Raw genomic sequence first — 15,404 nt, 5'->3', positions numbered from 1 at the left:
CGGACGCCAGCCCGGCACGACCCCTTCGACGACCAAGGAGAGCCGGTGGACGATGGCTTCCTCAGCCAGTACCTGTCGTTGTTCGACCAGTTCGACGTGGTCGCCGCGTTCTGGGTGAACATCCAGCTCACGTTCTTCGCGGGCATCCTCGCGCTCGTCGCAGGGACGGTCCTGGCGGTGATGCGCATCTCCCCCGTGCCGAGCCTGCGGTGGGCGGGTTCGACGTACGTGACGCTGCTGCGCAACACGCCGCTGACCATCATCATCGTGTTCTGCGTGCTGGGGCTCTGGGGGCAGCTCGGTGTCACCCTGTCCCGCGACTTCCAGACGAACTTCTTCCGGCTCGCCGTGATCGGCCTCGCCGCGTACCACGCGGCGTTCGTGTGCGAGGCGTTGCGGTCCGGCGTCAACACCGTGCCCGTCGGACAGGCGGAGGCCGCCCGAGCCATCGGGCTCGGGTTCTGGCCGGCCGCCCGGCTCGTGATCCTCCCGCAGGCGTTCCGCGGCTCGATCGCGCCCCTCGGCAACGTGCTCATCGCCCTCACCAAGAACTCCACGGTCGCGGCCGCCGGGTCGGTGGCCGAGGCGTCGGGCCTGATGCGCACCATGATCGAGTTCCGGCCCGACGTCAGCCTCGCGATCTTCCTCACGTTCGCGGCGGGCTTCACGCTGATCGTCGTGCCGATCGGCCTGGCGACGACCGCGCTCTCGCGCAGGCTGGCGGTGGCCCGATGAGCGACTCGGTCCTGTTCGACGCCCCCGGTCCCCGGGCTCGCCGCAGGATGCGGTGGGCCAACGCCGCAGCCGCCGTGGTCGTCGCCGCCGTCGCGGTGGTGCTGCTCGCCCGGCTGCAGGACAAGAAGCAGCTCGAGTCGGAGCTCTGGACGCCGTTCCTCACGGGCGACGCCTGGGCGAACTATCTGATTCCCGGTCTGCGGTACACCCTGCGTGCGGCCGGGATCTCGATCGTCACGGCCGGGATCTTCGGCACCGTGTTCGGCCTCGGCCGCCTGTCGGGGTCGAGGGCCGTCCGGACGGTGTGCGGGGCGGTCGTCGAGTTCTTCCGCGCCGTCCCCGTGCTGCTCATGATGATCTTCTTCTACCTCGGCCTCGGGCACGCGCACGTCGTGGACCCCACCGATCTGCCGCTCGTCGCGGTGGTCCTCGGCTTGACGCTCTACAACGGGTCGGTCTTCGCCGAGCTCGTACGGTCCGGCGTGCACGGCCTGCCCCACGGCCAGCGGGAGGCCGCCCTGGCTGTCGGGCTGACACGCGGACAGTCGCTGCGGCTCGTCGAGGTCCCGCAGGCGCTGATCGCGATGCTGCCGGCGCTCGCGAGCCAGCTGGTCGTCATCCTCAAGGACACCGCGCTCGGCGCGATCATCACCTATCCCGACCTGCTCGACGCCGCGCGGCGACTGGGCTCGGGGAACGGGAACATCCTGCAGGCGCTCCTCGTGGCCGCCGGGATCTTCATCGTCATCAACTACGCGCTCACCCGGTTCGCCGCGCTGCTGGCCGGTCGGGTGGGCCGCCGCACCTCCGGCCGGGCACGGGCCGAGGCGCCGAGCCTGGTGGTGGCGACCCGCGACGACTGAGGGGTGACCCACCGCCGCCGTGCGGTCAGCCCGCGGTGGCGCTTGCGCGGATCTCGCGGACGACGGTCACCTTGATCTCGCCGGGGTAGGTGAGGTCCGACTCGATGTGCCGGGCGATCGCGACCGCGAGCTGCGGCAGCGCCGTGTCGTCGACCTCGGACGGCTCGACGACCACGCGGACCTCGCGACCCGCGGACATGGCGAGGGCCCGACGCACGCCGGCATGGGCAGCGACGAGCTGCTCCAGCTTGTCCATCCGCTCGACGTACTGGTCGAGCTCGTCGCCACGCCGTGCACCGGGACGGGAGGCGGAGATCGCGTCGGCCACCTGCACGAGGACCGCCTCGACCGTCTCCGGCGGCACCTCGTCGTGGTGGGCCTCGATGGCGTTCACGACGGCGTCCGACTCCCCGTGGCGCCGGGCAAGGTCAGCACCGACGATCGCGTGCGTACCCGGAACCTCGGCTGTCAGGGCCTTCCCCAGGTCGTGCAGGAGTGCGCCGCGACGAGCAACCTCGACGTCCGCTCCGGTCTCCGCCGCGACACCGGCCGCCAGCAGCGCGCACTCGACCACGTGCTCCAGCACGTTCTGGCCGTAGGACGTGCGCAGGCGGAGCCGACCCAGCGTGCGGACGAGCGTGGGGTGCAGGCCGCCGACACCGGCGCGCTCCGCTGCGTCGTGACCGGCCGTCTCCGTGCGCTCGTCGGCCCCCGCGACCGCCTCCGCGTAGGCCGCCTCGATGCGCTGCGGGTGGATGCGGCCGTCCGCCATGAGCGCCTCGAGCGCGACCTGGGCCACCTCGCGGCGCTCGGGATCGAAGCAGGACAGCACCACCGAGTCCGGCTGCTCGTCGACGAGCACGTTGACGCCGGTGAGCGCCTCGAAGGCCCGGATGTTGCGGCCCTCCTTGCCGATGATCCGGCCCTTCATGTCCTCGGACGGCAGCGCCAGCACCGTGATGGCGCTCTGTGCGCTCGTCGCGACGGCGGTGCGCTGGAGAGCGGTCGCCACGATCCGGCGGGCCCGGGCGTCGGCCGTGCGGCGTGCCTGCGCCTCGGCCCGACGCACCTGGGCCGCAGCATCGTTGACCGCCTGGTCGACGAGTCGCCGGGTGAGCTCCGACCGGGCGTCGGCGGCGGTCAGCCCACCGACGGACTCGAGCTCCGCCTGGGCGAGCCGCTCCGCCTCGGCGAGCCGTGCCGTGACGGCACGCTCCGTCTCGGCGGTCAGCCGTTCCGCGTCCCGCTCCGCAGCCTCCCGCAGCCGCACGCTCTCTCGCTGCGCCTCGGCCGCGGCCTCCGACCGTTCCCGCGCCTTGGCCTCGAGAGCCTCGGCCTGGAGCCGCTCGGCGGCGACGGCGGCCTCGCGGTCGACGACGCGGCGCTCGCGCCGCTCGGCGTCCGCCAGGAGCGTGCGGGCGTCCTGCTTGATCGTCGACACGTCCTCGGCGGCTCTGGTCCGCTGCGCCGACGCCTCACGGCGCGCGACGAGCACCAGGATGAGAGCCACGAGGCAGGCACCGAGCAGGCCGACGACCGTGGCGATGGGGCCAGCCTCCACCTGTTCCTCCCGATCCCGTGGAGTGCACCCCACGACGGTGATGGACAGGTCCGTCACCGTTCCACGTGCGCGACGACCGGCCGTCGGAGTGACGACGGGTCGCCACATTGTCTCCTACGGGGGTCGGCGATCGGGTGACCTCCACGCTGTGGGCTCGCACCTCGCCCGTCAGTGGCGCCGGTGTCTGCGGGGCGGGCCCCGCCCGGCGTGCCGCGGCGTACCCGCCGGTGCCGGAGGGACGAGGGTTGGCTCTGTCCTACTCGATCTCTGCGTCCCCCTCAGCGACGCCCTCCGATGCCAGCGCCTCACGGACGAGCCGCGCCACGAGGCCGGGCGGGTACCCCTTGCGGCCGAGCGCCGCGTACGTGCGCCTGGCGCGTACCTGCGCGTCGAGCCCTGTGGTCGCGGCCAGCCGGCGGCGCACGAGCTCGCGTGCCGCGGTCTCCTCGTCCTCCTCGCCCACCTGCGCGAGCGCGTCGACTGCCACGTCGTCGGCGATGCCGCGTCGTCGGAGCTCGAGCGCGATCGCCCTGCGGGACAGTCCTCGTTCGGTTTGCCGGGTGCGGACCAGGGTCCGGGCGTAGTCCGCGTCGTCGACGAGGCCGACGTCGGTGAACCGGTCGAGCACGCGCGCGGCGACGTCCTCCGGGACGTCGCGGCGAGCCATGGCGTCGGCGAGCTGCGACCGGCTCCGAGGCGAAGCCGTCAGCAGCCGGAGCGCGATCCCCCGCGCCACCGACTCGTGGTCGGGCTCGGCGTCGTGGGCGGCCGCGCCCGTCGGGGGCGGCTCGTCCTGACGCCACCCCCGACGGCGCGCCGTGCGTGTCACGCCCTTCCCCGACGTGCTCAGAAGTCGACCGGCGGCGGCACGTCCGCGGGGAGGTCGACACGCGCACCGATCCCGAGCTTCTCCTTGATCTTCTTGTCGATCTCGTTCGCCAGGTCGGGATTGTCCTTGAGGAACTTACGGGCGTTCTCCTTGCCCTGTCCCAGCTGGTCGCCCTCGTACGTGTACCAGGCGCCCGACTTGCGCACGAAGCCATGCTCCACGCCCATGTCGATCAGGCTGCCCTCGCGAGAGATGCCGACGCCGTAGAGGATGTCGAACTCCGCCTGCTTGAAGGGCGGCGCGAGCTTGTTCTTGACGACCTTGACGCGGGTGCGGTTGCCGACCGCGTCCGTGCCCTCCTTGAGGGTCTCGATGCGGCGGATGTCCAGCCGGACCGACGCATAGAACTTCAAAGCCTTGCCACCGGTCGTCGTCTCCGGGGAGCCGAAGAACACGCCGATCTTCTCGCGGAGCTGGTTGATGAAGATCGCCGTCGTGCCCGACTGGCTGAGGGCACCGGTGATCTTGCGCAGGGCCTGCGACATGAGCCGGGCCTGCAGGCCGACGTGGCTGTCACCCATCTCGCCCTCGATCTCGGCCTTGGGCACGAGCGCCGCGACCGAGTCGATGACGACGATGTCGATCGCGCCGGAGCGGATCAGCATGTCCATGATCTCGAGCGCCTGCTCGCCGGTGTCCGGCTGTGAGACCAGCAGCGCGTCGGTGTCGACGCCCAGCTTCTTCGCGTACTCGGGGTCCAGGGCGTGCTCGGCGTCGATGAACGCGGCGATGCCACCCGCCTTCTGCGCGTTCGCCACCGCGTGCAGCGCGACCGTCGTCTTGCCGGAGGACTCGGGGCCGTAGATCTCGATGACCCGGCCCCGTGGGAGACCACCGATGCCGAGCGCGACGTCCAGAGCGATCGAGCCGGTGGGGATCACCTCGACCGGGGCACGCCCCTCGTCGCCGAGGCGCATGATCGACCCCTTGCCGAACTGGCGGTCGATCTGGCTGAGGGCGGCCTCGAGGGCCTTCGCGCGGTCCTGGGGTGCGGGCATCGTTCCCACCTGTTCGTCTCGAGCAGCGGTTCCGCTGCGCCTACGGGGGCTGGTCTTCGTCTCGGGTGACGCTATGCCCGACCACCGACACGATCTCCGCGCCGTCACGTCCGCTGGGTCCGGCAGACACCGGTGCGGGCTGTGGGCGGCTCGGAGGTGGTCACCCAGGAACCACACTAGCCGAACATGTGTTCGATGCCAGCGACACGCCGCGTCGCGTGTCGCGGACCCAGGCGTGACGGTCGGGCGCCGGGCCTGTGGCTTCGGGCCGACACGGTCCCCGGCGACGACCACCGTCAGTCGACGGCCACGCCCTCCCCGGGCGTGAGCACGTGCACCCGGCACCCCGGCGCGACCCGCTCGGCGGCGTGCGCGAAGGCGGGGCCCGCCCGGTCCATCCACCCCGGCGGCAGCCGGCGCGAGACCGGCGGGTGCAGAGTGCCCCAGTGCACCGGTACCGCCGCCCTGGCCCCGACGACCGCGCACACGCGTGCCGCCTGCACCGGGTCCATGTGCCCCCCGGACAGCCGCGGGCCCCAGCCACCGACCGGGATGAGGGCCAGGTCGACCGGCCCGCCGGCGAGAGCAGGCAGGTCGCCCATCGACGCGTACGGTGCGGTGTCGCCTGCGAACCACACCCGGACCGAGGGCGACCGGACCAGGAACCCGTGCGCCGAGTTCGGCCGGTGCGGCATCGGCCGGTCGCCGTGCAGGGCGGGGACCATCCGCACCTCCACGTCGGTGTCGGGCACCGGCCACCACGCTCGCTCCCCCAGGCCGAGGGCGGACGCCACTCCGTGACCCCGCAGCCAGCGAGCGTTCGCCAGCGCGGTCAGGACGGGTACGCCGTCCAGAAGGTGCAGGGACCCGAGCTCCGCGTGGTCGTGGTGCAGGTGGGAGACGAGCACGGCCCGCGCGCCCTCCCAGTGCTCCTCGAGCGGAGCCCCACCCCGACGCCGCAGCAGCCCTGCGTGCCGCCGCAGGAGCGGGTCGGTGAGCACCCGCACCCCGCCGACGTCCAGCGCGGTGCTCGCGTGACCGAGCCAGCGGACGAACGTCGTCACGGTCGCAGCCCGGCCCCGGCAGCCCACTGGACGAGCTGCGCGTGGACCGCCTCGGCGCCCACGAGGAGTGCCTCGTCGCCGACCTCCTCGCGCAGGTCGTCGTCGACGGGCCACTCGGTCGGGTGCAGCAGGAACGCGAGGTTCTGGTGGCCGCCGATCCCCCCGTGCGACCCGACCTGGCCCTCGAACGCGTGGACGTGCCCGCGCGACGACACGACGGAGACCAGCAGGAGGTCTCCGGTGTGCTCGAGGCGCGCCGCGCGCAGGAGGTCGGCGCGACCGCGCGGTCCGTACGCGGCGAGCGGGTCCTCCCCCTCCGCGTCGTCGTCCCGCTCGAGGAGCCGGAGGCCGCGCGGACCGATCGCGACCAGGCCCCGCTCACGCGTGTCGACCACGACGACGCCGACGCTCGGGCACGCGGCGAGCCCCGCGACGAGCCCGGGCCACCGCTCCTGCAGCTCCTCCAGGACGAGCCGGTGAGGCGACCGCGGGAACCAGACGAGGCCGAGGTTGCCGGATCCCACGACGACGACCTCCGGCAGGTCCTCGTCCGTCGCCGCCTGCGCGGGACGCGCACCGTCCGGGCCGAGCACCGGGGTGGTGAAGGCGCTGGTCAGCAAGGCGTTGAGGGGGCCCCAGTCCTCTGTGGTGCCGCTCTCGACCCCTGGGGCCCCGGGGTCGGCCATGAGCTCGCGGACCGTGTCCAGCAGCGAGCGGCCCTCGACCTGCTCGAACGTCGCGCCGAGCGCCTGGCCGTGGTCGGACAGCACGCAGATCCGGTAGTCGCGCGGCGCCACCTCGCACACCTGCTCGAGCGTCCGCAGCACACGGTCGAGCCCTTCCAGCGCCCGGAGCGACTCGGGACGCGTCGGTCCGGCATGGTGGGCGATCTCGTCGTAGTCGACGAGATCCACGTACACCGTCGGGTCGCCCCGCATGACGGCCTCGGCGACCAGGGACGTCGCCAGGTCACGCATCATCACGTTGGTGACACCACGCAGCACGATGTACCAGCCGCCCCGCGAGATCCGCGGCTGCACCCCGCGCAGCCGCTGCCGTCGGGCCTGGTACAGCTCCTTGAGCATCTCCCCGAGCGACAGGCTCACCGCGCGGGCGAGCACGAACGGGCTCGCGAAGAAGCGCAGGAACGACGGCCCCGGCCCCAGACCGCCCCGCGTCCCGTCCGGACCCGGGCTGCGGGTGCGGCTCATCACGAGGAAGCTCGTCGCCGCGTCGCCCGAGAACATCGTCGACACGGCGGTGCCACCGCCGGCCAGCAGGCCCTTGCCGGACGTCAGGCGCTGCTCGACGAGTGCCGCGTCGGCGGGGTGGTTCGTCACCACCAGCCGGCGCAGCCCGCGGTCCCACCAACGGAAGGCAGGGATCTGCGTCGAGTCGCCGTGCAACAGGCCCGCCTGGCTCGCCGGCGTCGTCGAGGGCACGCGCGCCCACCACGTCTCGACGTCGTGGCTCCCCTCGGTGAGCCAGCGCTGCACGGTCGGCGCGAGCCCGGCCTCGATGGCCTCCTGCAGCACGGGTGCCGCGACGCCGTCGAGCTGGACGACCAGGAGGCCGGCCTCACGGACGGGCCCGGCGAGCGGTGCCCCGGGCCGGTCGGGTGCCGCGTGCCGCGCGCGCCGACGTGCCCGCCGCAGCACATCCGCGATGACGTAGTCGCTGTCGTTGGCGCCCCAGACCCAGCGTCCGGCCGCCATCACGATCGCCGTGACGACGAGCACCTGGACCGCTGCCCACGGCGAGGTCACCTCGATCCCCGGCACGCGGGCCAGCGCGAACCAGGCGACGCCGACCTGCACCGCGAGACCGGCGGCGAGCGCACCCATCGCCCCCGCGACCCGCGCGAACGCCCGGAGCGGAGCACGCAGGAGCAGGTCTCCGACGAAGACCACGAGCGCGACCACGAGCACCGCCGCGGGCACCGGCGCGCTCGCCTCGTCGACGACCGCGATCGCGACGCCGAGCCCGAGCGCCGTCGTGGCGAGGCCGACGGCGGCGTCACCGAGGTCCCCAAGGGTCGGCCGCCAGGACCGCATCGTCGTCACGGGGTCAGCGCCGGGGCGGCGCGACGCGGTGCGGGTCGCTGCCCCACCGCTGCGGGTCGGGGATGAGCAGCTCGTCGCAGAGCGCGTGCCACACGGTCCGTGGCTCGACGCCGTCGTCGAGCGCCTGCTCGGCCGTCCTGTTGTCGAGGGCGCCGACGACGAGCTCATGGGTCAGCGCTCGTCCTTGCGCGGGGCCGAGCACGTCGTCGACCAGCAGCCAGAACTCACGGAGTCTCACGGGGTCAGACTGCCATCAGTCGAGGGCGCAGCGCGCGTGTCGGTGCAGCCGGACACAATGGCCGCGTGGTGCTCACCCGGTTCTCGGCCCCGACCCGGTCGTGGTTCGCGGGTGCCTTCGCGGAGCCGACGGCCGCACAGCTCGGCGCGTGGTCCGCCGTGAGCGGCGGCGACCACGCCTTGGTGGTGGCGCCCACCGGCTCCGGCAAGACGCTCGCGGCGTTCCTGTGGGCGCTGGACGGTCTGCTCACCGGCGAGGCCCCGGTCGATCCCGTGGAGCGGTGCCGGGTGGTGTACGTCTCGCCGCTCAAGGCGCTCGCCACCGACGTCGAGCGGAACCTGCGCTCGCCGCTCGTGGGCATCCGGCAGGCGGCGACCCGGCTGGGCAGGACGCTGCCGGACGTGTCGGTCGGGATCAGGACGGGCGACACGCCGCCGGCAGAGCGCCGCGCATTCGCGACGAAGCCGCCCGACATCCTCATCACCACCCCCGAGTCGCTGTACCTCGTGCTGACGTCCGGTGCGCGAGCCGGGCTCGCCGGCGTGCACACCGTGATCGTCGACGAGATCCACGCGGTCGCCGGCACGAAGCGCGGTGCCCACCTGGCGCTGTCGCTCGAGCGGCTCGATGCCTTGCTCGACCGGCCGGGCGGGCCCGGACCGGCCCAGCGGATCGGCCTGTCCGCCACCGTGCGGCCCGTCGAGGCTGTCGCAGAGTTCCTCGGGGGCGCCCGCCCGCCCGCCGAGCGCGGGCGGCAGGTCGTCGTGGTCCAGCCGGCATCCACGAAGGAGATCGTCGTCGACGTCGTCGTGCCGGTCCCGGATCTCTCCGACCTGCGCTCGGCAGGCGGCCCCGCTGCCGTCGAGGAGCCGGATCTCGCCGGCAACGCCGACGCGCTGCTGCCCCGCCCGTCCATCTGGCCCCACGTCGAGGAGCGCGTCGTGGACCTCGTCGCGGGCCACCGCACGACGCTCGTGTTCACGAACTCCCGCCGCGGGGCCGAGCGCCTCACGTCCCGCATGAACGAGGTGTGGGCCGAGCGGTCGGGCCTCGACGTGCCGGACCCGGGATCGCTGCAGCCCGCCGCCGTGCCGGCGCAGTCCGGGACGAGCGTCGGCAGGGACACCCGCGACGCGGCCACCATGCTGGCGAGGGCGCACCACGGGTCGATGAGCCGCGCGGAGCGGACCCGTACCGAGACGGAGCTGAAGGCCGGCCAGCTCCCGGCGGTCGTCGCGACCAGCTCGCTCGAGCTCGGCATCGACATGGGAGCCATCGACCTCGTGGTCCAGGTCGGGTCGCCCCCGTCGGTCGCGTCCGGCCTGCAGCGGGTCGGGCGGGCGGGCCACCAGGTGGGCGCCGTGTCGCGCGGGATCGTCTTCCCGACGTTCCGTGGCGAGCTCGTGCCCGCGGCGGTCACCGCCGAACGGATGAGGTCGGGTGCGCTCGAGGCGCTGCACGTGCCGCACAACCCGCTCGACGTGCTCGCCCAGCAGATCGTCGCGATGGTCGCGATCGAGGACTGGGAGCTCGACGAGCTGGCCACCGTCGTCCGCCGTGCCGCGCCCTTCGCCACCCTGGGCGACGCGACGCTGCGCGCGGTCCTCGACATGCTGGCGGGGCGGTACCCGAGCGAGGAGTTCGCGGAGCTGCGCCCTCGGATCGTGTGGGACCGGGTGCGGGATGTGCTCACGGCACGCCCCGGAGCCCTGCGGCTCGCGGTGACGAGCGGTGGGACGATCCCGGACCGCGGGCTGTTCGGCGTGTTCCTCGCGAGCGGGGCCGCGACGAGCGACGTGCCGGTCGACGCGGAGCGCACGGCAGGCCGGCTCCGCGGTGGGAAGCGTGTCGGCGAGCTCGACGAGGAGATGGTCTACGAGTCGCGCGTCGGCGACACGTTCACCCTCGGCTCGAGCACGTGGCGCATCGACGACATCACCCCGGACCGCGTGCTGGTCACGCCGGCACCTGGCATCCCCGGCCGGCTGCCGTTCTGGAAGGGCGACTCCCCCGGGCGCCCGGCCGAGCTCGGCGCCGCGATGGGTGCCTGGGTCCGGGAGCTGGGCACGCTTCCCGACGACGTCGCGCGTGAACGGGTGGAGCGTGCCGGCCTCGACGGCTGGGCTGCCGACAACCTGCTCGCCTACCTGGCCGAGCAGCGCGCCGCGACCGGCGAGGTACCGACCGACGCGGTCCTGGTGCTCGAGCGGTTCCGGGACGAGCTCGGCGACTGGCGCGTCGTGCTGCACTCCCCGTACGGCGCCCGCGTCCATGCGCCGTGGGCCATCGTGATCGGTGCACGGCTCCGCGAGCGGTACGGCGTGGACGCCGCGGCGATGCACTCGGACGACGGCATCGTGCTGCGGCTCCCCGACGTGCTCGACACGGCTGCCCTCGGCGGCGACGGACCGCTCGACCCGTGGTCGGACCCCACAGGTCCGCAGATGGACCTCGCCGACCTTCTCGTCGAGCCCGACGAGGTGCTCGACTCGGTCCGCGCCGAGCTCGGATCCTCGGCCATGTTCGGAGCCCGTTTCCGGGAGGCAGCGAGCCGGGCCCTCCTCCCTGCCCCGGCGCCGGCCCGACCGGCGCCAGCCCTTGTGGCAGCAGCGACAGCGTTCGGCGCAGCTCCTCTCCGTCGCCTCTCAGTACCCCGACTTCCCGATCCTGCTCGAAGCGGTTCGCGAGTGCCTGCAGGACGACTTCGACACCGAGTCGCTGACCACCCTCATGCGCGACGTCGCAGCCCGCAGGGTCCGGGTGGTCGAGGTGACGACGCAGCAGCCGTCGCCGTTCGCACAGGCGCTGCTGTTCGGCTACACGGCCCAGTTCTTGTACGACGGCGACGCGCCGCTCGCGGAGCGCCGCGCCGCCGCGCTCACGCTCGACCCCACGCTCCTCGCCGAGCTGCTCGGTCAGGGCGGCGAGTCCCAGCTCGCGGACCTCCTGGACCCACAGGCGGTCCTGCGCACTGAGGCGGAGCTGAGCGGCAGGGCGCCCGAGCGACGGGCCGGGACGCTCGAGCAGGTCGCCGACATGGTCCGGCGACACGGACCTCTCACGTTGGCCGAGGCCGCCGAGCGCGTCGAGCCTCAGGCCGTGACGCACGTGGCGGGCTGGCTCACCGAGCTCGAACGGGCGCGGCGCCTGATCCGCGTCAGGCTCGGCGGCGTGGAGCCGGACCGTGCCGAGCAGTGGGCGGCCGTCGAGGACGCCGGGCGGTTGCGCGACGCCCTGGGGGTCGCTCTGCCCGTCGGGGTGCCCGAGGTCTTCACGGAGGTGGTGCCGGACCCGGTCGGCGACCTCCTGCGCCGGCACGCGCGCACGCACGGGCCGTTCACGGCAGCGCAGGCCGCCGCGCGGTTCGGCTGGGGCGTCGCCGTCGTCGCCGACGCGTTGCGGAGGCTCGAGTCCACAGGGGTGCTCGTCCAGGGGCGCCTGCGGCCCACCGAGCTCGGCGGCACGGGCGACGAGTACTGCGACGCCGAGGTGCTGCGGACGCTGCGCCGTCGCTCGCTCGCGGCACTGCGCGCCGAGGTCGAGCCGGTCGTCCCGCAGGCGCTCGGGGTGTTCCTCCCGCGGTGGCAGGGCGTGCAACCCGTCGGCGGGGCGGGGCACGGGTCTGCCACCGGGACCCTGCGAGGCGTCGACGGTGTCGCCCGGGTCGTCGAGCAGCTCGCCGGCACGGTGCTGCCCGCCTCGGCCTGGGAGACGCACGTGCTGCCCGCGCGGGTGAGCGACTACTCCCCGGCGATGCTCGACGAGCTCACGGCGGCCGGCGAGGTGCTCTGGGCCGGACACGGTGCGCTCGCAGGGCACGACGGCCTGGTCTCGCTCCACCCGACGAGCGTGGCCGACCTGACCCTGCCCGCGGTCGACCCGGCAGCGGCGCCTGCGGGCTCGCCGCTGCACACGGCCGTGCTCGGTGCGCTCGACGGCGGCGGTGCCTGGTTCCTCGGACCGTTGACCGACCGCGTCCAGGCCTTGATCGGCCCCAGCACCGCGGACCCGCCCGGTCCTGCCCCGACAGCCGCCGACGTGGCCGTCGCGCTGTGGGACCTGGTGTGGGCGGGACGCGTCACGAACGACAGCCTCGCGCCGCTGCGCGCGTGGCTCGGCACGGGCTCGACGGCCCACCGGAGCCGCGCGCCCGCACCACGCGGCCGGGCGCTCCGACCCCGGCTGGGCCTCCGGGCGCAGGTCCGCGTCGCCGGTGCGGCCGCGGGCTCCGGAGGCGGCGCATCGCGTGCCACGAACCTCGCCGGTGGTGGCCGCTGGTCCGTCCTGCCGGCCCGCGAGGGCGACCCGACGCTCCGCGGGCACGCACTCGCCGCCCAGCTCCTCGACCGGCACGGCGTCCTGACGCGCGCGGTCGCCCCGGCCGAAGGGCTCGGCGCACGGTTCACGGACGTCTACCGCGTGCTGTCCGCGCTCGAGCAGTCCGGGCAGATCCGCCGCGGGTACTTCGTCGAACGGCTCGGCGGCTCGCAGTTCGCCCTGCCGGGCGCCGTCGACCGACTCCGGGTCGACGCACAGCTCGTCGAACGGTCCACCGACACCGACGGGGGTCCCGGGTCAGCGGCTCGTCGTCGTGCTCGCGGCGACCGACCCCGCCAACCCCTACGGTGCCGCACTCGCCTGGCCCGACCCGGGCGCCATGTCGTCCGAGGGCGCCACAGGTCGCCACCGGCCCGGGCGCAAGGCGGGTGCGCTCGTCGTCCTCGTCGACGGGGCGCTCGTGCTGTACCTCGAACGGGGCGGGCGGACGTTGCTGTCGTTCGACGACCGCGCCGACGTGCTGCACGCCGCGGCCGACGCACTGGCCACCACGGCCCGGACCCGGGCTGCGGGCCGACTGACCGTGAGCCGCGTCGACGGCGTCGAGGTGCTCGGGGGCGGTGCGCTGCACGGGCCCGTGGGCCAGGCGCTCGTCGCCGCCGGGTTCGCGCCCACCCCGCGTGGCCTGCGTCTGCGGAGCGCGACGTGAGCCGTCCACACGAAGGGGGCGCCCGTGCCGGAGGGTGACGTGCTGCGCCGCACCGCGGCGCGGCTCGACCTCGCGCTCGTCGGCCAACCACTCGTGCGTGCGGACCTGCGCTGGCCCACGGCCGCGACGGTCGACCTCCTCGGTCGCACGGTGCTGGGCACCCGGCCGTACGGAAAGCACCTGCTCACCCGGTTCGACGACGGCCGTACCCTCCACACCCACCTGCGCATGGACGGCTACTGGCGGGTCCACCGGACCGGCGAGCCGGCGTCCCTGGCCCGTTCACCGCAGGTCCGGGCGGTCCTCGCGACGAGCCGCTGGACCGCGGTCGGTCACCTGCTCGGGATGCTCGACGTGGTGCCGACCAGGGACGAGCGGACGATCATCGGCCATCTCGGTCCCGACCTGCTCGACGACCCGTTCGACGTCGCGGAGGCCGTCCGCCGTTGGGGCGCGCGCGGACCGACGCCGGCCGCCGAGGTCCTGCTCGACCAGACGGTGGTGGCGGGCATCGGAACGATCTTCATGGCCGAGTCGCTCTTCGTGGAGCGGCTCTGGCCCTGGCTCCCCGCGGACGAGGTACCGGACGTCGAGCGCTTGTTCCTGGTGGCGCGTCGGCTCATGCAGCGGTCCGTGCTCAGTGGTCGCCCTCCGAGCAACGTGCACCCGCGGCTCCGGTTGCCGTGCCCCCGGTGCGGCACGCCGATCGCCCGCGGTGAGGCCCGGCGTCCACCGATGCAGCGGCCGGTCTACTTCTGCCCGCGCTGCCAACCGGCACCGGCGCGGTCCACCGCACCAGCAGTGAGCTGACCCGGACAGCAGAGAGCCCGCGACCATGGCATCGGTCGCGGGCTTCCCCGACGTGGTGCTGCGTCACCCTGTGGGTGCGCAGGTCACCTGAGAGGTGCGCGCGTCACCCGATGGGTGCGCACGTCACCCGATAGGCGTGAGCTCGGCGCGCGGCCGTGCCCAGCCACCGTCCGCGGTGCCGCCCAGCGATGCCGCGAGGTCCGCGGGCACCGTGTCCGGGATCAGCAGGCCCTCGGCGACGGCCACACGGTCGCTCACCTCGCGCAGCACGAGCGACATCGGCACGGCGAGCGCGTCGCAGATGCTGCTGAGCAGCTCCGACGACGCCTCCTTCTGGCCTCGCTCGACCTCACTGAGGTAACCGAGCGAGACGCGGGCAGCCGACGACACCTCACGCAGGGTCCGCCCCTGGCGTTGTCGCGCGTCCCGCAGAACGTCGCCGATCTCTCGACGGAGTACGACCATCCGGGCTCCCCCCCTCGCGTCGCGTCCCTGCCCGACGGACGGCGTCATTGCCGCCGCCTGGCTCTTCACCGCCCCCGGCACACCCTGAACCGGAAGACTTCCACCGTACCTTGCACCGCCCGTGCGCGGGATCATCGTGCGGACCGGCGGTCGAGTGCTCATCACGTGCCTTGCAACGATCCGGCTGGTCGCCGTGTTCCCGCCGGTCGGGCCTCCATCCGGTCAGCCAGCGGAATCACCCGCTGCGATCACCCGGCCGGCTGGCGAGGACGTCGTGGGCGAGAGCGAGGACCGCGCCGACCGCCGCAGCCCGGACCTGCGGGCGGTCGCCGTCGAGCACGAGCGAGCGGACGGTGACCCCCTCCACCGAGGACACCGCCACGTGCACCGTGCCCGGCGGGTGGCCGTCCTGCGACGACGGCCCGGCGACACCCGTGGTGGCGAGGCCGACGTCGGCACCGAGCCGCTCGCGGACACCGACAGCCATCTGCCGGGCGACGTCCGGGTCGACCGCACCGCGCGCGGCGAGCAGGTGCCGGTCGACACCCAGCAGGTCCGCCTTGAGGTCTGTGGCGTAGGCGACGACGGCCCCGCGCAGCACCGCGGACGCGCCGGGCACGCCCACGATGGTCGCCGACACCTGACCGCCCGTCAGCGACTCGGCGACGGCCAGCGTGCGGCCCTGGTCGGTGAGCGCGGCGACGAGGGCGAGCGCGCGTTCGTCGGGCACG

The 15,404-nt window shown here is 74.1% G+C and carries 10 protein-coding genes and 2 pseudogenes; 4 read left to right on the top strand and 8 right to left on the bottom strand.

Going from position 1 to position 15,404, the window contains the following annotated elements; translation table 11 throughout:
- Positions 1–45 precede the first annotated feature (45 nt).
- Both ACVW07_RS19780 and ACVW07_RS19775 read left to right on the top strand, forming a co-directional pair.
- Positions 46–735 (top strand): amino acid ABC transporter permease, encoded by a 690-nt coding sequence (locus tag ACVW07_RS19780; protein ID WP_456820899.1) that lies wholly within the window; start codon positions 46–48, stop codon positions 733–735.
- Entirely contained in the window at positions 732–1,598 is an 867-nt protein-coding gene (locus ACVW07_RS19775; protein ID WP_456820898.1) for an amino acid ABC transporter permease, read from the top strand. Before ACVW07_RS19780 ends, ACVW07_RS19775 begins: the two co-directional genes overlap by 4 nt.
- A 25-nt stretch (positions 1,599–1,623) precedes the next feature.
- Here the strand turns inward: ACVW07_RS19775 and rny are convergent, their stop codons facing one another.
- The 6 genes and pseudogenes from rny to ACVW07_RS19745 all read right to left on the bottom strand — a co-directional run bounded on the left by rny (position 1,624) and on the right by ACVW07_RS19745 (position 8,411).
- Positions 1,624–3,159, bottom strand: a complete 1,536-nt coding sequence (rny, locus tag ACVW07_RS19770) for a ribonuclease Y (protein WP_456820897.1) — start codon at positions 3,157–3,159, stop codon at positions 1,624–1,626.
- A 256-nt stretch (positions 3,160–3,415) separates the two neighbouring features.
- Positions 3,416–3,988, bottom strand: coding sequence for a regulatory protein RecX (locus ACVW07_RS19765; protein ID WP_456820896.1), 573 nt, complete (start codon positions 3,986–3,988; stop codon positions 3,416–3,418).
- Between the two features lie 68 nt (positions 3,989–4,056).
- Positions 4,057–5,046: pseudogene (gene recA / locus ACVW07_RS19760) on the bottom strand (recombinase RecA); the annotation flags it as partial.
- A 296-nt stretch (positions 5,047–5,342) separates the two neighbouring features.
- Positions 5,343–6,110, bottom strand: a complete 768-nt coding sequence (locus ACVW07_RS19755; RefSeq protein ID WP_456820895.1) for an MBL fold metallo-hydrolase — start codon at positions 6,108–6,110, stop codon at positions 5,343–5,345.
- Positions 6,107–8,164 carry an alkaline phosphatase family protein gene (locus tag ACVW07_RS19750; RefSeq protein WP_456821130.1) on the bottom strand — a complete coding sequence of 686 codons (2,058 nt, stop codon included), beginning with the start codon at positions 8,162–8,164 and terminating at the stop codon, positions 6,107–6,109. Before ACVW07_RS19750 ends, ACVW07_RS19755 begins: the two co-directional genes overlap by 4 nt.
- A 13-nt stretch (positions 8,165–8,177) precedes the next feature.
- A complete protein-coding gene (locus ACVW07_RS19745; RefSeq protein WP_456820894.1) occupies positions 8,178–8,411 on the bottom strand; it encodes a DUF3046 domain-containing protein in 234 nt (77 codons plus the stop codon).
- A 65-nt stretch (positions 8,412–8,476) separates the two neighbouring features.
- Between ACVW07_RS19745 and ACVW07_RS19740 the strand changes: the two are divergent.
- Positions 8,477–13,398 (top strand): annotated as a pseudogene (locus tag ACVW07_RS19740) (ATP-dependent helicase).
- 24 nt (positions 13,399–13,422) lie between these two features.
- Complete coding sequence (locus ACVW07_RS19735; protein ID WP_456820893.1) at positions 13,423–14,208, top strand: DNA-formamidopyrimidine glycosylase family protein; 786 nt, start codon at positions 13,423–13,425, stop codon at positions 14,206–14,208.
- Between the two features lie 123 nt (positions 14,209–14,331).
- Here ACVW07_RS19735 and ACVW07_RS19730 read toward each other — a convergent pair whose 3' ends face one another.
- Together ACVW07_RS19730 and ACVW07_RS19725 are read right to left on the bottom strand one after the other, a co-directional pair.
- Complete coding sequence (locus tag ACVW07_RS19730; RefSeq protein WP_456820892.1) at positions 14,332–14,673, bottom strand: helix-turn-helix domain-containing protein; 342 nt, start codon at positions 14,671–14,673, stop codon at positions 14,332–14,334.
- A gap of 235 nt (positions 14,674–14,908) precedes the next feature.
- Positions 14,909–15,403, bottom strand: a complete 495-nt coding sequence (locus ACVW07_RS19725) for a CinA family protein (RefSeq protein ID WP_456820891.1) — start codon at positions 15,401–15,403, stop codon at positions 14,909–14,911.
- Between the last annotated feature and the right edge of the window lies 1 nt (position 15,404).

The organism is Cellulomonas sp. URHB0016, assembly GCF_054057935.1.
The sequence above is the reverse complement of the archived record's forward strand: the minus strand, read 5'-3'. Positions and strand labels throughout refer to the sequence as shown.

Coding starts and splice junctions, on each gene's coding strand:
- ACVW07_RS19775 (WP_456820898.1), top strand. CDS start 732: ATGAGCGACTCGGTCCTGTTCGACGCCCCCGGTCCCCGGGCTCGCCGC.
- ACVW07_RS19750 (WP_456821130.1), bottom strand. CDS start 8,164: ATGCGGTCCTGGCGGCCGACCCTTGGGGACCTCGGTGACGCCGCCGTC.
- ACVW07_RS19730 (WP_456820892.1), bottom strand. CDS start 14,673: ATGGTCGTACTCCGTCGAGAGATCGGCGACGTTCTGCGGGACGCGCGA.